Raw genomic sequence first — 19,983 nt, forward strand, 5'->3', positions numbered from 1 at the left:
CGATGTCCGCCCAGAAGACAGCTGGCCCACGCCACAACCCGAAAGTGACGACCGCGCTCCGCCGGTTCGCGATCTCCATCTCCGTCCTGAACATCTTCGGCTACACCGTCCTCGGCTTCGAACAGCCCTGGACCTGGCCGTTCATCGCGCTCGCGACCGCCTACACGGTGGAGATCGCCCTGGAGCTCCTCGGCGCCCGCAGCGAGGGCCGAGCGCCGCGCTTCGCCGGCGGCGGCTTCAAGGGCCTCGTGGAGTTCCTCTTCCCGGCGCACATCACCGCGCTCGCGGTGAACATGCTTTCCTACGTCAACGACCTCGTCTGGGTCATGGTGTTCGGCGTCATCGTCGCCGTCGGCACCAAGTGGGTGCTCCGCGCGCCGGTCAAGGGCCGTCTGCGCCACTTCATGAACCCGTCGAACTTCGGCATCGCCGTCATCCTGCTGCTGTTCCCCTGGGCCTCGATCGCCCCGCCCTACCAGTTCACCGAGTACATCGACGGCGGTTTCGACTGGCTCGTGCCGGCGATCATCATCGTCCTGGGCACCATGCTCAACGCCAAGCTGACCGAGCGCATGTGGCTGATCCTCGCCTGGGTCGGCGGCTTCGCCCTCCAGGCGATCGTCCGGGGCCTGATGTTCGACACATCCATCCCCGCGGGGCTCGCGATGATGACGGGAGTCGCCTTCGTCCTCTTCACGAACTACATGATCACGGATCCCGGCACCACACCGTCCTCCAAGTGGGGACAGATCGCCTTCGGAGGCGGCGTCGCCGCCATGTACGGCGTGCTGACCGCGATGAGCGTCGCCTACGGCCTCTTCTTCGCCACCGCACTGGTCTGCGCCATCCGCGGCGGCTACCTGTGGACCGCCGACATCGTCTCCAAGAAGCGCGCGGAGGAGGCCCTCGCACTCGAGGCCGTCACCCGGAGCGTTGCGGCCGCCGACGCCGCGTCGCCGCCGCCGTGCGGCTGCCCTGCCGGAGCCTGCGCATGCCCCGCCCAGGGCAGCGAGGAGACCGGGACCGACACCCGCAAGATACCGGTGAGCGCATGAACAGGATCGCCATCGTCGGCATGGCCTGCCGCTACCCCGACGCACTCAACCCGAACGACCTGTGGGACAACGCCGTCGCCGGGCGACGCGCCTTCCGCCGGCTGCCCGACGCCCGGATGAACCTGGACGACTACTGGAACGCCGATCCGACCGTCCCCGACACCTTCTACGCACGCAACGCCGCCGTCATCGAGGGCTACACCTTCGACCGGGTCGCCCACCGGATCGCCGGCAGCACCTACCGTTCCACCGACCTCACCCACTGGCTGGCCCTGGACACCGCGGACCGCGCCCTGGCCGACGCCGGATTCCCCGGCGGCCAGGGCCTGCCCCGCGCACGCACCGGTGTGATCGTCGGCAACACCCTCACCGGTGAGTTCGCCCGCGCCAACGTCATGCGGCTGCGCTGGCCGTACGTGCGACGGGTGATGTCGGCGGCCCTCAAGGGGCAGGGGGACTGGGACGAGAACCGGATCGCGGACTTCCTCGACGACGTCGAGACCGCGTACAAGGAGCCCTTCCCGGCCATCGACGAGGACACCCTGGCCGGCGGCCTGGCCAACACCATCGCCGGCCGGATATGCAACCACTTCGACCTGAACGGCGGCGGGTACACCGTCGACGGCGCCTGCTCCTCCTCGCTGCTGTCGGTAACCACCGCGGGAAACGGGCTGATCAACGGAGACCTCGACGTCGCCGTCGCCGGCGGTGTGGACCTCTCGATCGACCCGTTCGAGATCATCGGGTTCGCCAAGACCGGTGCGCTCGCCCGGGGCGAGATGAAGCTCTACGACCGCGACTCCAACGGCTTCTGGCCCGGTGAGGGCTGCGGCATGATCGTCATGATGCGGGAGGAGGACGCGCTCGCCGCCGGGCATCGCATCTACGCGACCATCGCGGGCTGGGGCGTCTCCTCCGACGGACAGGGCGGCATCACCCGCCCCGAGGTCAGCGGATACCAGCTGGCCCTCGCCCGCGCCTACGAACGAGCGGGATTCGGGATCGAGACCGTCCGGCTGTTCGAGGGACACGGCACCGGCACTGCCGTAGGGGACGCGACCGAACTCACCGCCCTCATGGGCGCCAGGTCGGCGGCTGACCCCGACGCGCCCGTCGCGGCCATCACCTCCATCAAGGGCATGATCGGGCACACCAAGGCCGCGGCCGGAGTCGCCGGCCTCATCAAGGCGGCCATGGCCGTCGACAACCAAACCCTGCCGCCGGCCATCGGCACGGTCGATCCGCACGAACTGCTGACCAGGGAGGGGGCGAACCTCAAGGCGTTGCGCAAGGCGGAGGCCTGGCCCGAGGGGGCACCCCGCCGGGCCGGCATCACCGCCATGGGTTTCGGCGGCATCAACACCCATGTGGTCCTCGAAGCCCCCGCCAACCGGCGGCGACCGATGGCCGGTGGCCGGTCCACCACCCTGGCCCACTCCCTGCAGGACACCGAACTGCTCGTCGTCGACGGCGAGTCGCCGCGCGAGCTGCGCACCCGGATCACCGAGGTCGCCTCCTTCGCCGCCACGGTCTCCTACGGCCAGGTCGGCGACCTCGCCGCCACCCTCCAGAGCGAGCTGCGCGGCCGGGCCTACCGTGCCGCGGTCGTCGTCTCCTCCCCGCAGGACGCCGAGCGCCGGCTGAGCCACCTGGCCGGTCTGCTGGAGTCCGGAGAGACCTCCCACACCGCCGCCGACGGCCGCAGCCTCCTCGGGCGGGCCACCGGCCGCGCCCGGATCGGATTCCTCTTCCCCGGGCAGGGCTCCGGCCACGGCACCGGCGGGGGCGCGCTGACCCGGCGCTTCTCCGAAGCGGCCGAGGTATTCCGGCAGGCCGCACTGCCCACCACCGGTGACATGATCGCCACCCACGTGGCCCAGCCGCGCATCGCCGCCGGCTCCGCCGCGGGCCTGCGGGCGCTGGACTCCCTGCGGCTGGAGGCGTCCGTGGCCGTCGGCCACAGCCTCGGCGAGCTCTCCGCCCTGCACTGGGCCGGAGCCTTCGACGAGGAGACGCTGCTGGAGGCGGCGCGGGTACGCGGGCGGGCCATGGCCGAGCACGGCTCCTCCGGCACGATGGCGTCACTGGGCGCCGAACCGGCACAGGTGCGGGAGCTCATCGCCGGTCTCTCCGTCGTCATCGCCGGTTACAACGGCCCCGGGCAGACCGCTGTCGCCGGGCCGGTCGAGGAGATCGAGGAGGTACGGCGCAGGGCCGGCCGGGCCGAGGTGCCCTTCACCGCCCTGAAGGTCTCACATGCCTTCCACTCGCCGCTCGTCGCCGACTCCGCGGACTCCTTCGGGGACTGGCTCGCCACCGCCCCTCTCGGCACCGTCACAGGCCGTGTGGTCTCCACGGTCACCGGCGAGGAACTCGGCGCCGGCACCGACCTGGCCGTCCTGCTCAAGGAGCAGATCACCGGACCGGTCCGCTTCACCCAGGCGGTGAGCGAGGCGGCCCGGAACGTCGACCTGTTCGTCGAGGTCGGACCCGGCCGGGTGCTGGGCCATCTCGCCCACGCCACCACGGGAGTTCCGGCGGTCTCCCTCAACACCGACGACGAGTCGCTGCGCAGCCTCCTCCAGGTAGTCGGCGCCGCCTTCGTCGCGGGCGCGCCTGTCGCCCTGGAGCGGCTGTTCCAGGACCGGCTGATCCGTCCGCTGGCGGTCGGGCAGGAGTTCACCTTCTTCGCCAGCCCGTGTGAACAGGCGCCGCAGGACGTGCGGCCGGCCGAGCGTCGGCCGCGTCCCGCTGCGGCTCCCGGGGCAGCTGCTGTTCCGGAGGCCGTCGTCGTCGCCCCGGAGACCGCCGTCGCTCAAGGGACGACCCCGGCCGCCGAACCCGCCGCCGGGGACGACTCCGTCGGAGCGCTCGACGTACTGCGTGCACTGGTCGCCGAGCGTGCGGAGCTTCCCGCCGATCTCGTCGACCCGGAAAGCCGTCTCCTGGACGACCTCCACATGAGCTCGATCACCGTCGGCCAGATCGTCAACCAGGCAGCGTCCCGGCTCGGCATCGCCGCCGCGCACGTGCCGACGAACTTCGCCACCGCCACCCTGGCCGAACTGGCCGAGGCGCTGGAGACGCTCGTCAGCACCGGAGGTGTGGAGGAGCCGGAGAGCTCCCTCGTCGTCACGGGTGCCGCCGTCTGGGCCCGGCCCTTCGCGGTGGACCTCGACGAGGTGCCCCGGCCGGCCGCCGCGCCCGTCGGGGCCGACGGCGCCTGGGACCTGTTCGCCCCCGACGGCCACCCGGTCGCGGAACGGCTGCGGCAGGCGCTGGCCTCGGCAGGCTTGGGCGCGGGCGTCCTGGCCGTGCTGGACAGGGACTGCCCGCAGCAGGAGATCGAGAGGGTGCTCACCGCCGCGAAGAACGCCTTCGCGGGCGACCGCGCGCGGCGATTCGTTCTGGTCCAGGACGGTCGCGGAGCGGCGGGCCTCGCCAAGACCCTGCACTTGGAGGCCCCGCATCTGCGCACCACGGTCGTCGACAGCCCGGTGACGCCGGACGTGGTGGAGCGGGTCGTGGCCGAGGTCGCGGCGACCACTCGGTTCGCCGAGGTCCACTACGACGCGGACGGTGTGCGCCGGGTACCGACCCTTCGGGCGCTGCCCGTGGAACCGGAGCGTACCGACACCCCGCTGGGCGCGTCGGACGTGCTGCTGGTGACCGGAGGCGGCAAGGGCATCTCCGCGGAGTGCGCTCTGGCGGTGGCCCGGCGCAGCGGGGCGAAGCTGGCCGTCCTCGGCCGCTCCGACCCGGCACAGGACCCTGAACTGGCCGAGAACCTGGACCGGATGCGCGGCAGTGGCGTTCAAGTGCACTATGCCCGCGCCGACGTCACCGTCCCCGAACAGGTCGCCTCGGCCGTGGCGGAGCTCACCGGAGCTCTCGGCCCGGTCACCGGTCTGCTGCACGGCGCCGGGCGCAACGAGCCCAATGTGCTGCCCCACCTCGCACCCCAGGACTTCGAGCGGACCTTCGCCCCCAAGGTCGACGGTCTGCGCAACATCCTCGACGCGGTGGGCTCCGACGGCTTGAAGTTGCTGGTCACCTTCGGGAGCATCATCGGCCGCGCCGGTCTGCGCGGCGAGGCCCACTACGCCACCGCCAACGAGTGGCTCGCGGACCTCACCGAGCAGACCGCCCGCAGGCATCCCGGTCTCCGCGCCCGCTGCATGGAGTGGTCGGTGTGGTCCGGCGTCGGCATGGGCGAGAAGCTCTCCGTCGTCGAGTCCCTCTCCCGCGAGGGCATCACGCCGGTCTCTCCGGACCGGGGTGTGGAGATCCTGCTGCGCCTCATCGAGGATCCGGACGCGCCGGTCGTCACGGTCATCAGCGGACGTACCGAGGGCATCGACACCGTCCGCCGCGATCTGCCCCCGTTGCCGATGCTGCGCTTCACCGGCAACCCGCTCGTGCGGTACCACGGTGTCGAGCTGGTCACCGAGGTCGAGCTGAACGCCGGCACCGATCCCTATCTGGCGGACCATCTGCTCGACGGCAACCTGCTGCTGCCCGCCGTGATCGGCATGGAGGCCATGACCCAGGTGGCCTCCGCGGTCACCGGCCGCACCACGGCTCCCGTCATCGAGGGCGCGAATTTCCTGCGGCCCATCGTGGTGCCGCCGAACGGCAGTACCAGGATCCGGATCGCGGCGACCGTCACCGCCGCCGACACCGTGGACGTCGCCATCCACGCCGAGGACACCGGTTTCGTCGCCGAGCACTTCCGGGCGCGGCTGGTCTTCTCCGGCTCCGCGGTGCCCGACGGCCCGCCGTTCCAGACGCCCGAGGACACCCCCGAGGTGCGGCTGGACCCGGCCACGGACCTGTACGGCGGTGTCCTGTTCCAGGGACCCCGGTTCCAGCGGCTGCGCCGGTTCTACCGGGCCGCCGCCCGGCATGTGGACGCCGAAGTCGCCGTGCGGCGACGCTCCGAGGACTGGTTCGCCGGCTTCCTCCCCGGTGAACTCCTGCTGGCCGACCCGGGGATGCGCGACGCGCTCATGCACGGCAACCAGGTCTGTGTGCCGGACGCGACGCTGCTGCCCTCCGGGGTGGAGCGGATCCACCCGCTCGGCGCCGGCGACCACGTTCCCGAACGGCTGCGGTACAGCGCCGTCGAACGCAGCCGGGACGGCGATACGTACGTCTACGACATCGCGGTCCGCGACGAGAACGGTACGGTCGTCGAACGCTGGGACGGCCTGACCCTGCACGCCGTACGCAAGACCGACGGATCCGGGCCGTGGGTGGCCCCGCTGCTCGGACCGTACCTGGAGCGGTCGCTGGAGGACGTCGTCGGCAGCAGTGTCGCCGTCGCCGTCGAGCCGCACGGGGACGGCGCCGCGGACTCCGTCGCCCAGCGCCGGGGCTTCACGGCCCACGCGGCCCAACGCGCCCTCGGCGCCCCCGCATCCGTACGGCACCGACCGGACGGGCGGCCGGAACTGGATGCGGGCCGACGCCTGTCGATGTCGGCCGCACACGGTCTGGGAGTCACGGTCAGCGCCGTCTCGGACTCCGAGGTGGCCTGCGACATCGAAGCGGTCAGCATGCGGTCGGCCGACGAATGGCGCGGACTGCTCGGGGACCACGCCGCTGTCGCCGAACTCGTCGCGAAGGAGACGGGCGAGGCGCCCGACACCGCCGCCACCCGTGTGTGGAGCGCCGTGGAATGTCTGCAGAAGGCCGGTGTCATGGCGGGCGCACCTCTGACGGTGCTGCCCCGGCGCAAGGACGCCTGGGTGGTGTTCGCCGTCGGCGAGCTGCGGATCGCGACGTTCGTCACGGCGCTGCGCGACGCGTTGGAGCCCGCCGTCTTCGCCTTCCTCACCCGCGAAACACCTCTCCTCGAAGGGCGGTCCTAGACCATGGTGGAAGACTATTTCGAGTACCGGCACACGGTCGGCTTCGAGGAGACCAACCTCGTCGGCAACGTGTACTACGTGAACTACCTGCGCTGGCAGGGCCGGTGCAGGGAGATGTTCCTGCACCAGAAGGCCCCGGACGTGCTGGCCGAGGTGAGGGACGACCTGAAGCTGTTCACGTTGAAGGTCGACTGTGAGTTCTTCGCGGAGATCACCGCCTTCGACGAGCTGTCCATCCGGATGCGGCTGTCCGAACTGGGCCAGACACAGCTGGAGTTCACCTTCGACTACGTCAAGGTGACCGGCGGGGCCGAGACCTTGGTGGCACGCGGGCGCCAGCGGATCGCGTGCATGCGCGGCCCGAACACGGACACCGTGCCCACCAGGGTCCCCGAAGACCTGGTGCGCGCCCTGGAGCCGTATGTGGCGCAGGGCCGCGCGCTGGCGGGGCGGGCGGCGTGAGCACCCTGACGGCGGCCGCGCCGCCACGGGCCGAACCCGCTGCCGACCCCGCCAGGCTGCGCAAGGCCCTCGGAGCCTTCGCCACCGGGGTCACCGTGGTGACCGTCGGCGGGAAGTCACCGCGGGGCATGACCGCCAACTCCTTCACCTCGGTGTCGCTGGACCCTGCCCTGGTCCTGCTGTGCGTGGGCAACGACGCCGTCATGAACCGTGTCCTCGCCGAGGCCGGCACCTTCGCGGTGTCGGTGCTCGGTGCCGGGCAGGAGGACGTGGCCAGCTACTTCGCCGACCGGTCGCGCCCGCCGGGCGCCGCCCAGTTCGAAGCCGTCGACTGGCTTCCGGGCGGGGCCAGTGGCGCCCCGCTGATCGCCGGTGCCGCGGTCCACTTCGAGTGCGCCGCCTGGCGTACGTACGAGGGAGGTGACCACACTGTCCATGTCGGCAGGATTCTCGCCCTCGACGAGATGCCCGGCCGTGAACCCCTGGTGTTCCACGGCGGCCGGTTCCGGCAGGTCGTCCCGCCTGACGGGGGAGAGGGCCGGTGAACGCCCACCCGCCGGGCCCGCCGGTGCGGGCTCTGCCCGGCCTGCTGCGCAAGCTCGCCGTCGACCGGCTCGGCATGATGCGCGACGCCGCCGAGCTCTCCGACGCCGTACGCGTCTCCATGGGCCCGAAGAAGATGTACATCTTCAACCGGCCCGACTACGCCAAGCACGTTCTCGCCGACAACGCCGACAACTACCACAAGGGCATCGGCCTGGTGGAGTCCCGCAAGGTGCTCGGTGACGGACTGCTCACCAGCGAGGGGGAGCTGTGGCGGTCCCAGCGCCGCAATGTGCAGCCCGCCTTCAAGCCGGGCAGGATCGCAGCGCAGGCGGGTGCTGTGGCGGAGGAGTCGGGCCGGCTGGTGGGGCTGCTGCGTGAGCGCGCGGGAAGCGCACACGTCGACGTCCTCCAGGAGCTCACCGGCCTCACTCTCGGTGTGCTGGGCCGGACGCTCATGAACACCTCGCTGGAGGGCCACGGCGGCATCGCGCACGCCTTCGAGGCTGTCCAGGACCAGGCTATGTTCGACATGGTCTCGCAGGGCCTGGTGCCCACCTGGGTGCCGCTGGGGACCCAGCGCCGGTTCCGCCGGGCCCGTAAGGAGCTCACCCGGATCGTCGACGACCTGGTCGCCGACCGCGGTTCGCGGCTGAACGAGGGCGACGACGACGCCTTCGCCCGGATGATCCTCGCCGCGCGGGAGCACCGGGATCCGGCGCAGGCCCGCGGGCTGCTGCGGGAGGAGCTGGTCACGCTGCTGCTGGCGGGCCACGAGACGACGGCGAGCACGCTCAGCTGGACGCTGCTGCTGCTCGCCCGTCACCCGCACACCCGGGACCTGGTCCGCGAGGAGGCACGCTCGGTGCTCGCGGGCGGCCGTCTCCCGGAGGCCGAAGACCTGCACAAGCTGACGTACACCATGCAGGTCGTGCAGGAGGCCATGCGGCTCTACCCGCCGGTGTGGATCCTGCCGCGGATCGCCCAGCGCCCCGACGTGGTCGGCGGGTTCGCTGTGCCGGCCGGGTCCGATGTGCTGGTGTGCCCCTACACCCTGCACCGCCACCCGGATCTGTGGGAGGACCCCGAACGCTTCGACCCCGGCCGTTTCGATCCCTCGCGGGTTGCGAACCGCCCTCGGTACGCGTACATCCCCTTCGGCGCCGGACCGCGGTTCTGCGTCGGCAGCAACCTCGGGATGATGGAGGCGGTCTTCGTCACCGCGCTGCTCACCCGGGACCTCGATCTGGAGGTGGCGCCCGGACACCGGGCGGTCGCCGAGCCGATGATGTCCCTGCGGATGCGCGGGGGGCTGCCCATGACCGTGCGGCCGGTGGGCTGACCGGCGGCCCACCACGCAGCGGGCCCGCCACGGCATTCCGTGGCGGGCCCGCTGCGTCGTTCCGGGGGAGGGAAGAGAGAGCGGTGGGGTCAGCCCGCGATTCGGTCCAGGGCTCCGGTCCGCAGGTCGAGCAGGGCCATCAGGACCGGTGGGTCCAGTGCGTCCAGCGGACGAAGCGTGATGTCGGCCGGCAGCATGAGTGTGTCCTCGTGCGCGTTCACCGGACCGTAGCTGCCGACGGACACGATGCTGTCGTCGCCGGTGCCGGAGACCAGGTGTTCGTGACCGTAGGGGACCGAGTGGACGAGCACATGCCAGGTGCCCGGCGGAACGTCGTGCAGTTCGAAGGGGCCGGGGCCGTCCAGAACGGTGCAGCACACCGGTTGGCCCTGGGGGACGGGGGCCGGGAAGAGGCCGACGAAGCAGTGACCCGGCGCACGTTCCTCCGCGAGGTGCACCCGGCCGCGCAGGATTCCGTGGGAGTCGCCATCGCCGGTGCCGGATTCGGAGAGCGGTCCCGGACCGATCGCCGCGGTGAATCCTTCCAGTTCCCGGAACATGCTCGGCGAGACACCGACACAGGACTTGAAGCGCGAACTGAAGGTGCCGACACTGCTGTATCCGACCTGGCTGCTGATGTCGGCGACGCTGAACTGCGTTTCGAGGAGGAGACGCTTGGCCTCCTGCAGGCGCAGTGCGGAGAGAAAACGACCGGGTGATGTGCCTGTCACGTCCCGGAACACTCTGGTGAAATGAAATTTGCTGAACATGGCGGTGCGGGCCATGTGGTCGATGGTCAGCTCCTGGCCGAGGTTGACATGCATGTCGTCGATAACTCGAAGAACTGCGGCCTCGATGGCGGGGGTGGTCACCGTTTTCTCCCTGTCTTTGAAATCATGCTCCAGGCCGATGGGCGGAGCCGGAGCGCCGGTCCGAAGCGGTGGCCGTGTCGGTCAGGCGGCGCCGGGTGAGGTCGTCGGCGAACCTTTTCCAGGCGTTGGAACAATGCAGGGCCAGTTCCACGACGGCGTCCGTGCAGTGCGGAGGCACCACATCGGCCTGCTGCCGCCAGGCCTCGTCGGCCATGAAGTGGGTGTGAAGCCAGCGCAGGAAGTGCCGTCCTGATTCGGAATGCCGCAAAGAGGGGTCGCCGGAGAGCCGTCGCAGCGTTTCGAGCGAGGTCCGGGTGCGGAACGCGGCGGGTGCCCCACCGGCGGCCGGCAGGGGTGGTACGGGCGCTGCGGCCGGGGGCGGCACGGGGCTGTTCAGCGGAGTCGTACGTGAGCGGCCGGAGGCCGCCCGGATGCGGCCTTGAGGTACCGGTCCCTCGCCGCGCAGCAGCCGTTGGCGTACGTCGTGAGCCGTGCCCAGCGACAGGCCGGTCTCCTTGACGATCGCGCGCAACGGCAGGTCGGGCCGGCTGGTCATCAGCTCCGCCGCCCGGATCCGCTCGGCGGTGCGGTCGAGCGGATGGGCCCTGCCGTCGGAGCCGATACGGGTGTTCGACCGTGGGGAATCCGGGCTCGAACGCATGCGGATCGCGGCGATCGTCTTCGCGTCGAGGCCGGTGCGGGCCGCGACGGACCGGTCGGAGAGCTGAGGCCCGGAGCGCAGGATGCGCTCGGCCGCCGCTTTGCGGTCGGCCACCGACAGAGGTAGGCCGTGGGCGATGTTGGCCATCACCGCACGGAGAAACGCTTCTTCGTCCGCGCCGTCGAAATACTGCACTTCTACCGAGGTGTGCCCTTCCGAGACGGCTGCCGCGACCCGGTGCATACCGTCGATCACGCGCATCGTCGCGCGATGGACGAGAACCGGGGGAAGAGACGAATAGATGGCGGCGAGCCGTTGCACATGTTCCTCGTCGACGCCGTTCAGGCGCGGGGAGTCGGCGGGCTGCAGATTTTCTATGCGCACGTGCTGGGAGAAACGGGTCGGCAACATCAGAGATCTGTCGTTGTCTTTCACCTCTCCCCTTCCCCTGGCGAGATCGAGACGTGCCCGGCGTGCCCTGGAAATGCCTGTAGGACTCTCTGTACGGACGAGAGACCTGCAAGCAGACAACGACGATAGCGAACGACCTGTTTCTTTCCCGGGCGTGCGGAGGAGACGCTTCGACTCCGGCTAGTTGCTTCACGGGACTCGTGTTCGCCCGAACGCTTTCCTCATCAGTTGTTTGAAAAGACTCGGTGGTTCTAACTTCTTCTCACGTCACCAGGAACCCGCCACCCACCTGACCGGAGAATGAGTTGCAGACTGTGCAGAGAATCCCCGAGCAGAGGGTCGACGTCGGGGCCGAGGCCACCGTCACCCTTGAGGCCTATGCCGACACGATCGTCCCCGGCGAGAAGCGCTGGCCCGGCGACCGTGCGGTCGCCGGAGTCAGCACCGGCGGCGGCGCCGTCACCGCGGGAGCCCTGGAGCTGCTGCGGTGGGACGCCACCGGCATCCACGACGGTCTGGAGGACCTGGCGAGCCGGGTCAACGACCACGCCAGGACATACGCCGAGCAGACCGACCTGACCCCCGACGCATCGCTGCCACCGTTCGTCGCCCTCGACTACGACGACCGGGTACGGCTCATCCAGGAGCTGACCACCCCGGGTCACCCGGAGAAGGACTTCTGGGTCCTGCTCTCCCTCTTCTGCAACATGGCCTACGACTCGGCCGCCCATCTGCACACCGCACAGGCCCTGGACGCCGGTCACCCCGGACTGGCGGCCATGGGCATCACCCAGCCCGACGCCGACGACCTGTGGCGCTTCCAGGAGTTCGGCTACGGCCGTCAGCTCGCCGCGCACCACCCCGACACGACCTCCACCGGGAGCCCAGCATGAGCAGCGCGATCGAGAAGACGGACGTTCTCGTCATCGGGAGCGGGTTCGGCGGAGCGATAGCCGCCTACCACCTGGCCGCCGGCGGCGCCGAGGTGACCGTCCTGGAGCGTGGCCCCTGGCTGAAGAACGACGAGTTCGAGCACGACTACAAGCTCGGCTCCTCCTACACCCGAATCTTCGACTTCGTCGTCGGCGACGGCATGAGCGTGCTGGGCGGCAACTGCGTCGGCGGCGGAAGCGTCGTCTACTTCGCGGCCATGCCCAGAGCTCCGAAGTTCGTCTTCGACCGGCACGGCAGCATCGGCCGCAGGATGTGGCCGAGGGAGATCAGCCGGGAGACCCTCGACCCCTGGTATGACCGGATCGAGGAGTCGCTGTCCGTCAGCAAGCAGGACTGGGGCGACGCGAGTTACGCGGGTGGCCTGTGGGCCGCCGCCTGCGATCACGCCGGGCGCACCGCCAACCCGCTCGCCGCCGCGATCGACAACTCCAAGTGCGTCAACTGCAACTTCATGATGGCCGGCTGCCGGTTCGAGGCGAAGCAGTCCCTCACTGTCAACTACCTGCCCGCCGCCCTCGCCCACGGCGCGCAGATCCGCCCGCTGCACGAGGTGCAGTATCTGACGCGGACCGCCGAGGGCGACTACCGGGTCCACTACAACATCGTCCACGACGAGGACTACCGTCTCCAGAACGGCTCCGGCGTCATCGAGGCGAAGCTCGTGGTGATGGCGGCGGGAGCGGCGGCGACGCCGGTCATCCTCCAGCGCAGCGAGGCCCACCTCGGCACCATGCCGCACGGGGTCGGCCGCTACTTCTCGGGCAACGGCGAGCGCCTCAACACGGCCATCCTCGACGAGGAAAAGGTCGCCGAGGTCCTCGGCCTGACCCGCGGCGAGGGGAACCTCCCCTACGGCGCCAACGCAATCGGCAAGGGGCCGACCGTGGCGAGCTGGGACAAGCTCGACGGCTCCCTCCCCGAATACTCCCGCTACTCCCTGGAGCAGCTCTACTTCCCGCCGGGCCTGGGCACGATTCTGGCCCAGGCCCCCGACGCCACCGGCCCGACCTGGTTCGGCAAGGAGAAGAAGGAGATCCTCAAGAACTGGAAGTCCTGGCTGACGATCTTCTCCATGACCGAGGACGACAACGAGGGGGTGTTCGGCCCTCCGCCGGCCACCGGCAACTCCCACCGCATCTCCCAGCAGATGCTGGGCCGCGGCAACCTCTCCTACCGGCCGACGGAGAACACCTGGCACGGCTGGAACCAGGCCGACGCGGATGTGAAGGAGATCCTGGAGCGGGACGGCCTGGCCAGGGTGATGCCCTGGACCAACGACCTGGTCGGCGCCTACACCGTCCACCCGCTGGCCTCCTGCCGGATGGGTGACGACCCCGGCACCTCGGCGCTCGACAGCACCAACGAACTGCGCGGCCACGGCGGCATCTTCGTCACCGACGGCTCCGCCGTCCCCGGTGCGCTGACCGTCAACCCGGCGATGACCATCGCCGCACTGGCCGAGCGGGCCGTCCCCCACATCGTTGCCGCGGCCCGGGCCAGGGGCGTCGCGGTCACGTACGGCGCCCCGTCCCCCACGGGATACAAGAACGGGCGCAAGGGCGTGCTCCCGCTGCTCAAGACGAAGCGCCTCGCCAAGGTGTGACACCTCGAAACCGCTTCTCGCCGACCGGTGAGTTGCTTCACAGGACTCGTCATGTCCGGTGAGTTGCTTCACGCAACTCGAAAGTGAACCAGGAGGCCGCGATGCGACCGCTCGTAAGACTCATGCTGAGAGGCTCCCTCCGGCAGATCCGGCACGTCGCCGCCGTCCCGTACGCACAGGCCCGCGGCCCGGTGGCCGAGGTCTACGCACAGGCCCGGCGGGAATTCGGCGTCGTCGCCCCGCCTCTCGCGCTCCACTCGCCTGCCCCCGAGACGCTCGCCGCCTCCTGGCTCCTGTTGCGCGAGACGCTCCTGGCCGACGGCCTGGTGAGCAGGGCCGCCAAGGAAGCGGTGGCCACCGGGGTATCCCGGGCCAACGACTGCCCCTACTGCGTGGAGGTACACGAGGCCAAGCTCGCCACCCTGACCGGTGCGGACGCCCACGGGCACCTCGCCGACTGGGCGGCCGGCAGCGGTACGGACCCGGGGGCGGAGCTCCCCTTCGACGCGGACCAGGCCCCCGAGATCCTGGGAACCGCCGTCACCTTCCACTACCTCAACCGGATGGTCCGGCTCTTCCTGCCGGACTCCCCCGTCCCGGACTCGGCCCCGGCGGCGGGCCGCGGGCCCGTGATGCGGATGGTCGCCCGCGCCATGCGTCCCGACGCGGGAACGGCCGTGACCCCCGGCGCGGCGCTCGGCCTCCTCCCCGCGGCTCCGCTGCCGGACCAGCTCGCCTGGGCGAAGGCCGATCCCGCCGTGGCCGGCGCCCTGGCGCGGGCCGTCGCCTGCGTGGACACGGTCGCCGAGCGCTGGATTCCCGAACCCGTACGCGACCTCGTACACGCCGAACTCGCCGTGCGCGACGGCACCGTCCCCGGCCCGAGCCGTGCATGGCTCTCGACGGCGACAGCCGGTCTCGGCGGCGAGCACCTGCCGCTCGCCAGGCTCGCCCTCCTGGTCGCCCTGAACCCCCACCAGATCACCGACGCGGACGTCGAGGAGTTCCGCGCGCTCCACCCCGAGGACCGGGAACTGATCGAGCTCGCCTCCTGGGCGGCGCTCACCGCGGCCGTCCGCATCGGGGCCCGCTTCACCCGGCCCGCACGCCCCACGGCACCCGCCCCCCACTGACTCCGCCCCAGCACACACCCACACCCCACATCAGCACTCCATCGATTCCGCCCCAGCACCGCCACCACGACAACGCACCACGACCCGAGGAGAACCGACCATGCCCGCGAACGACGTGCTCAAGGACCTTGCCGCCGAGATCGAGGAGACCGCCCGCCTCGTCGAGGGGCTGGACGAGCAGTCCTGGCACACCGCGACCCCCGCCACCGGCTGGAGCGTCGCCGACCAGATCGCCCATCTGACCTTTATCTTCCACCTGGCGGGCACCGCCGCCTCCGACCACGAGGGCTTCGCCCGGATCGCGGAGGCTGCCGCCGGCGACTTCGACGGTGCCGTCAACGCCGCTCTCCAGCAGTTCAACGGCTTCCCGCCCGGCCAGCTGCTGGGCCGGTTCCGGGCCCTGGGCCAGCAGTCCGTCGAGTCCCTCGCCGCCGTCCCCGAGGGGGAGGTCGTGCCGTGGCTGGTCAATCCGCTGCCCCCGACGGTTCTGGCCGCCGCCGGGATCATGGAGATCTTCGGCCATGGTCAGGACATCGCCGATGCCCTGGGCGTGCGCCGCGAGCCCAGCGAGCGCCTGCGCCACCTGGTCTTCTTCATCTTCCTCACGCGGGACTTCGGCTACCTTTCCCGCGGTCTGACCCCGCCGTCCGAGCCCTTCCGCATCGAGGCGACCGCTCCCAACGGCGAGGTCTGGGCCTACGGTCCCGAGGACGCGGCCAACAGGATCACCGGACCCGCCGAGGATCTCTGTCTCCTGGCCACCCGCCGTCGTCACCGCGACGACCTCGCCGTCGTCGCCACCGGTGAGGAGGCCGAGCGCTGGCTGGACCTCGCCCAGGCCTACCGCGGCCCCGCCGGAGAGGGCCGGGCACCCGGCCAGTTCGCCCACGCGCACTGAGCGGCCGTGTCTCCCCGGGCCGCCGGCCGTCCGCCGGCCGGCCCGCGGACGCAGGTCCGACACCGACCGGACCCAGGCCCGCCCCGTCCCCGGTTCCGCCAGGAGCCGATCCCCAGTTCCGCCAGGAGTTCCCATGTCAGCCGCCTCCCTGCGCACCGCCGTCGTCATAGGCTGCGGCACCACCGGCACCTCCGTGGCCCTTGCCCTCACCCGGGCGGGCGTCGAAGTGGCCCTCATCGACGAGGACCCGCGGGCGGTCTCCGAAGCCGTGACGGCGGGTGCCGGGGCGGCCTGGACCCCCCGTTACCCGCCCGCCGACCTCGTCGTCGTCGCCACCCCGCCGTCCGAGGTCGTCGACACCCTCTACAGCGCCCAGACCAGAGGGCTCGGGCACGTCTACACCGACACAGCCGACACGAAGGACATCGTCTCCGCCGAGGCCGAGCTGCGGGGCTGCGACCTCAAGGGCTATGTGCCGGGACATCCGCTGGCCGGACCCGACACCCCCGGGTCCACAGCGGCCGACGCGGGCCGCTTCACCGGCCGGCCCTGGATCCTGTGCCCCTACGAGACCACACCCGGCCAGGTCCTGGAGACGGCCGCCGACCTGATCGAACTGTGTGGAGCACAACGCCTGGAACTGGCCCCGCATGTGCACGACCGGGTCGTGGCCGAGCTGTCCCACGGCCCGCACTTGGTCGCGGCGGCCCTCGCCGCCCGGTTCGCCGACAGCACCCCGGCGTTCCTGCAACTCGCTGGGCCAGAACTTCGCGACACCGTTCGCACGGCGGGCGGCGACCCGTGGGCGTGGAGCGAGGTCCTGGCGCACAACGCGGGCCCGGTGGCCGACGTGCTCGACCGGATCGCCGGCCAGCTGACCCGGGCGGCCGCCATCCTGCGCGACGGCGACGACCTGGCGCCGCTCGAACTCGCCCTGGCCCTGGAAGAGGGCCGACGTGGGCAGGCGCGCCTCGGCGCGGCCGGTCACCTGCGCACGGCGCGAGATGCATGCGCCGGCGGACGGGTGTGAAGGTCGCGTCGTGACATCCTCCACACCCGACAACGCCGCTCACGGGCGCCCCGGCTCCGGCCTCGACCTGGTGAAGCGGCTGTTCCGCACCGCCTACTGGTCCCTGTCCGACTTCGGCTGGGTCTGGCTCGGGGGGACTGCGCCCCCGGCCGGGGAGCCCGCCCCGCGAGGGCCGCACCCGGAGCACCCCGAGCGGTTGAGCGGGCTGCCCCTGACCGAGGTGGAACGAGCCCTGGAGCGGCGCCTGGCGTCGTGAGACCCCGTATCCACCACTCCGGCCGGCAGAGCATCGTCAAAGATGCCGCGCCCGCCCCCTGCTTGAAGCATGTGAACGAAGGGTGACCACCCGTGAACCTCCCCGAGGACGAGGTGCTGAGCAGTGACTGTTGACATCGCACAGGGCAACGCACGCGGCATTGCCTCCATCTACAACTCCGCCGTAGCAGCCTCCGCCATCGCCGCGGCCTGGGAGATCGGGGCGCTCGACGAACTGCACCGGGCCAGAACGCTGGACACGTCGGACTTCGCCGAACGAGGCGGCCTGGACCCGCAGTCCACGACCGGTCTGTTTCGCGCCCTCGCGGCGGTAGGGCTGGTGCGCCGCGACGGCGCCGTGGTCCACACCCTCGACGGCTTCGACGACATGTACCGCAACAAGTCGTTCTTCCACTGGCTCACCCGCGGAAGTGCCGAGCTCTTCCGGGAGATCCCCTCGGTGCTGCGCACCGAGAACCGCGACGGCGACCACTACCGCCGTGACGCCGCGGCCATCGCCTACGCCTGCCGGGAGATCGACCAGATCACCTACGCGCCGACCTTCCGCGCCGCCCTGGACCGGGTGGACTTTCCCTTCACCCGGGTCGCCGACCTCGGCTGCGGCAGCGGCGCCCGGCTCATGCAGGTGCTCGACCGCCACCCCGGCACGACCGGCGTCGGCATCGACATCGCCCAGCCCTCCATCGACGTGGCCCGCAAGGAGGCGGCCGAGGCAGGGTTCGCCGGCCGCGCCGAGTTCGTCCAGGGCGACGTGCTGCACCTGGATGCACAGCCCGAGTACGCGGACATCGAGCTGCTGACCTGCTTCATGATGGGCCACGACTTCTGGCCGCGGGAGAACTGCGTGGCCACCCTGCGCCGACTGCGCGAGGTCTTCCCTGCGGCCCGGCGCCTGCTGATCGGCGATGCCACCCGCACCGCGCTGCCCGACACCGAACTGCCCGTCTTCACCCTCGGTTTCGAACTCGGCCACGACCTGATGGGCACCTTCCTGCCCACCATCGAGGACTGGGAGTCGGTCTTCGAGGAGGGCGGCTGGGAGCTCGTACGCACCAACCGCATCGAGATGACGGTCGGCGAGGTCGTCTTCGAACTGGCCTGACTCTCGCGGGGAGGGCACCGCGCACCGTGCGGCACCCTCCCGACGAGCGGGACGTCGTTCCACGAGATCCAGGGAGCCACTCACATGTCCACACTCGCGGAAGCCGTGAGCAGGACCCTCGCGGAGAGCGGGATCCGTCACGCGTTCGGGGTCGTGGGAGGCGGGAACGTCCTCGCGACGGCTGCCCTGACCGCGGCCGGCGTGCACTACACGGCGGCCCGCCACGAGGGCGGCGCCCTGGCGATGGCCGACGCCTGTTTCCGGGCCACCGGCGACGTGGCGATCTGCACCACGACGCACGGTCCCGGCCTCACCAACACCGTCACCGCGCTGGCGGACGCGGCCAAGAACCGCAGCGGTGTCATCCTGCTCTGCGGCGACGCACCGGTGAGCGGCCCGAGGCGGCACGACATCGACCAGAGCGCACTCATGGCCGCGCTCGGGATCCGGACCGTACGGCTCACCGACCCGGCGACGGCGCGTGAGGCGACGGCGGCGGCGGTGCGGTCGGCCCGAGAGGACAGCCGCCCCGTCGCCCTCTTCCTGCCGGGAGACCTGATCGGCCGTCGGCTTCCCGAGCAGACGGCGGCGTGGCCGGACGGGTGCCCGACCGGAGAACACCGCGAGCGCCTCGCCCCGGCCGACGAGGAGCTGGCACCGGTTCTCACCGCGCTGGCCGGCGCCCGCCGCCCGCTGATACTCGCCGGACTCGGCGCCTGGCACTCGGGCGCGGGCAAGGTCCTGCACGAGCTCGGCGACCGCCTCGGCGCCCTCTTCGCCACCAGCGTCATGGCGGGCGGCCTCTTCCGTGAAAGCCCCTGGTCGCTGGGGGTGTGCGGCGGATTCGCGGCACCGCCGGCGGCCGCCCTGATGGGGCAGGCCGACGTGGTCGTCGCCTTCGGGGCGAGTCTGGACGACTTCACCCTGCACGGCGGCCGGATCCTGGACCCCGCGGCCACCGTGATCCAGGTCGACATCGCGAAGGGAGCACGGGCCCCGCGGGCAGACCTCCTCGTACGCGGCGACGCCGATGCCGTCGCCGTGCGGCTGCTCGACGAGGCCGTGGCCCTGGGGCTGCCCGGGTCCTCCTGGCGCCGGCGCTGCCTCCCGGCCCTCGCCGAGGCGCGCGCCGGATGGCCGGCCCGCGCCCACGCCGACCTGACGACCGCCGATCGCATCGACCCCCGGACCCTGACCCGAGAACTGGCCGGACTGCTGCCCGAGGATCGCACCGTGGTGCTGGACGGCGGGCACTTCATCGGGTGGCCCGCGATGTACTGGCCCGTTCCCGACCCGGCGGGCCTCGTCTTCACCGGCGCCGCCTTCCAGAGCATCGGCCTGGGCCTCGCGGGTGCCGTCGGCGCGGCGGTGGGGCGCCCCGACCGCCTGACGGTGGCGGCGGTGGGCGACGGCGGAGCGCTGATGGGACTGCCGGAGCTGGACACGCTCGTACGGTCGAAACGTCCGGCGCTCGTCGTGGTCTACGACGACGCGGCCTACGGCTTCGAGGAGCACATGTACGTGCCCCGGGGGGCGGACCCCGCGACGATGTCCTTCGCCGACACCGACTTCGCCGCGGTGGCCCGGGGGCTGGGCGCTGCGGCGGTCACCGTCCGCTCGCAGGCCGACCTCGCCGCCGTGCGGCGGTGGCGGGAGGCCGGCTGCCCTGGCACGCTCGTCCTGGACTGCAAGGTGGTGGCCGACGTGGTCGCGCCGTTCCTGGCCGATCTGCTGGAGAGGGCCTGAGCCGCCGCTGTGACCGTGCGTC

At 71.3% G+C, this 19,983-nt stretch carries 15 protein-coding genes; 13 read left to right on the top strand and 2 right to left on the bottom strand.

The window, feature by feature from the left end:
* The first annotated feature begins 2 nt into the window (after positions 1-2).
* The 5 genes from AC0VY3_RS37440 to AC0VY3_RS37460 are packed head-to-tail and all read left to right on the top strand — an operon-like array spanning position 3 to position 9,275.
* Entirely contained in the window at positions 3-1,055 is a 1,053-nt protein-coding gene (locus AC0VY3_RS37440; protein WP_475551965.1) for an enediyne biosynthesis protein, read from the top strand.
* On the top strand, positions 1,052-6,928 hold the full coding sequence (locus AC0VY3_RS37445) for an SDR family NAD(P)-dependent oxidoreductase (RefSeq protein WP_475551966.1): 5,877 nt from the start codon (positions 1,052-1,054) through the stop codon (positions 6,926-6,928). Before AC0VY3_RS37440 ends, AC0VY3_RS37445 begins: the two co-directional genes overlap by 4 nt.
* A 6-nt stretch (positions 6,929-6,934) precedes the next feature.
* Positions 6,935-7,390 carry an acyl-CoA thioesterase gene (locus tag AC0VY3_RS37450; protein ID WP_181011146.1) on the top strand — a complete coding sequence of 152 codons (456 nt, stop codon included), beginning with the start codon at positions 6,935-6,937 and terminating at the stop codon, positions 7,388-7,390.
* Positions 7,387-7,935, top strand: coding sequence for a flavin reductase family protein (locus AC0VY3_RS37455; RefSeq protein WP_103513067.1), 549 nt, complete (start codon positions 7,387-7,389; stop codon positions 7,933-7,935). The genes AC0VY3_RS37450 and AC0VY3_RS37455 overlap by 4 nt, the downstream gene beginning before the upstream one ends.
* The gene (locus tag AC0VY3_RS37460) at positions 7,932-9,275 is read left to right on the top strand and encodes a cytochrome P450 (RefSeq protein WP_475551967.1); all 1,344 of its coding nucleotides are present in this window, start codon (positions 7,932-7,934) and stop codon (positions 9,273-9,275) included. Before AC0VY3_RS37455 ends, AC0VY3_RS37460 begins: the two co-directional genes overlap by 4 nt.
* 89 nt (positions 9,276-9,364) lie before the next feature.
* On the opposite strand, the gene AC0VY3_RS37465 is transcribed toward AC0VY3_RS37460, so the two are convergent.
* Positions 9,365-10,147, bottom strand: a complete 783-nt coding sequence (locus AC0VY3_RS37465) for a helix-turn-helix domain-containing protein (protein ID WP_103513065.1) — start codon at positions 10,145-10,147, stop codon at positions 9,365-9,367.
* A gap of 22 nt (positions 10,148-10,169) precedes the next feature.
* On the bottom strand, positions 10,170-11,219 hold the full coding sequence (locus AC0VY3_RS37470) for a ParB/RepB/Spo0J family partition protein (protein ID WP_258047488.1): 1,050 nt from the start codon (positions 11,217-11,219) through the stop codon (positions 10,170-10,172).
* A 314-nt stretch (positions 11,220-11,533) separates the two neighbouring features.
* On the opposite strand from AC0VY3_RS37470, the gene AC0VY3_RS37475 reads away from it, so the two are divergent.
* The 8 genes from AC0VY3_RS37475 to AC0VY3_RS37510 all read left to right on the top strand — a co-directional run bounded on the left by AC0VY3_RS37475 (position 11,534) and on the right by AC0VY3_RS37510 (position 19,961).
* Positions 11,534-12,112, top strand: coding sequence for a DUF5987 family protein (locus AC0VY3_RS37475; protein WP_103513064.1), 579 nt, complete (start codon positions 11,534-11,536; stop codon positions 12,110-12,112).
* A complete protein-coding gene (locus AC0VY3_RS37480) occupies positions 12,109-13,776 on the top strand; it encodes an FAD-dependent oxidoreductase (RefSeq protein WP_103513063.1) in 1,668 nt (555 codons plus the stop codon). The genes AC0VY3_RS37475 and AC0VY3_RS37480 overlap by 4 nt, the downstream gene beginning before the upstream one ends.
* A gap of 101 nt (positions 13,777-13,877) precedes the next feature.
* Positions 13,878-14,909 (top strand): carboxymuconolactone decarboxylase family protein, encoded by a 1,032-nt coding sequence (locus AC0VY3_RS37485; protein ID WP_103513062.1) that lies wholly within the window; start codon positions 13,878-13,880, stop codon positions 14,907-14,909.
* Between the two features lie 100 nt (positions 14,910-15,009).
* Positions 15,010-15,807 (top strand): TIGR03084 family metal-binding protein, encoded by a 798-nt coding sequence (locus AC0VY3_RS37490; protein WP_103513061.1) that lies wholly within the window; start codon positions 15,010-15,012, stop codon positions 15,805-15,807.
* A 133-nt stretch (positions 15,808-15,940) separates the two neighbouring features.
* Positions 15,941-16,837: a prephenate dehydrogenase/arogenate dehydrogenase family protein gene (locus tag AC0VY3_RS37495; protein WP_103513060.1), complete on the top strand. Its 897-nt coding sequence runs from the start codon at positions 15,941-15,943 to the stop codon at positions 16,835-16,837.
* A 10-nt stretch (positions 16,838-16,847) separates the two neighbouring features.
* Entirely contained in the window at positions 16,848-17,093 is a 246-nt protein-coding gene (locus tag AC0VY3_RS37500; protein WP_103513059.1) for a DUF6059 family protein, read from the top strand.
* 123 nt (positions 17,094-17,216) lie between these two features.
* The gene (locus tag AC0VY3_RS37505; protein WP_103513058.1) at positions 17,217-18,215 is read left to right on the top strand and encodes a methyltransferase domain-containing protein; all 999 of its coding nucleotides are present in this window, start codon (positions 17,217-17,219) and stop codon (positions 18,213-18,215) included.
* A gap of 84 nt (positions 18,216-18,299) precedes the next feature.
* Positions 18,300-19,961 carry a thiamine pyrophosphate-binding protein gene (locus AC0VY3_RS37510; protein WP_475551968.1) on the top strand — a complete coding sequence of 554 codons (1,662 nt, stop codon included), beginning with the start codon at positions 18,300-18,302 and terminating at the stop codon, positions 19,959-19,961.
* The last annotated feature ends 22 nt before the right edge of the window (positions 19,962-19,983 follow it).

Source organism: Streptomyces sp. iso_384, from assembly GCF_056172905.1.

Bases quoted from the DNA above. Each gene is read 5' to 3' on its own strand.
- AC0VY3_RS37510 (WP_475551968.1), top strand. From the start codon at position 18,300: ATGTCCACACTCGCGGAAGCCGTGAGCAGGACCCTCGCGGAGAGCGGG.
- AC0VY3_RS37440 (WP_475551965.1), top strand. From the start codon at position 3: ATGTCCGCCCAGAAGACAGCTGGCCCACGCCACAACCCGAAAGTGACG.
- AC0VY3_RS37485 (WP_103513062.1), top strand. From the start codon at position 13,878: ATGCGACCGCTCGTAAGACTCATGCTGAGAGGCTCCCTCCGGCAGATC.
- AC0VY3_RS37490 (WP_103513061.1), top strand. From the start codon at position 15,010: ATGCCCGCGAACGACGTGCTCAAGGACCTTGCCGCCGAGATCGAGGAG.
- AC0VY3_RS37470 (WP_258047488.1), bottom strand. From the start codon at position 11,219: ATGTTGCCGACCCGTTTCTCCCAGCACGTGCGCATAGAAAATCTGCAG.
- AC0VY3_RS37495 (WP_103513060.1), top strand. From the start codon at position 15,941: ATGTCAGCCGCCTCCCTGCGCACCGCCGTCGTCATAGGCTGCGGCACC.
- AC0VY3_RS37480 (WP_103513063.1), top strand. From the start codon at position 12,109: ATGAGCAGCGCGATCGAGAAGACGGACGTTCTCGTCATCGGGAGCGGG.
- AC0VY3_RS37445 (WP_475551966.1), top strand. From the start codon at position 1,052: ATGAACAGGATCGCCATCGTCGGCATGGCCTGCCGCTACCCCGACGCA.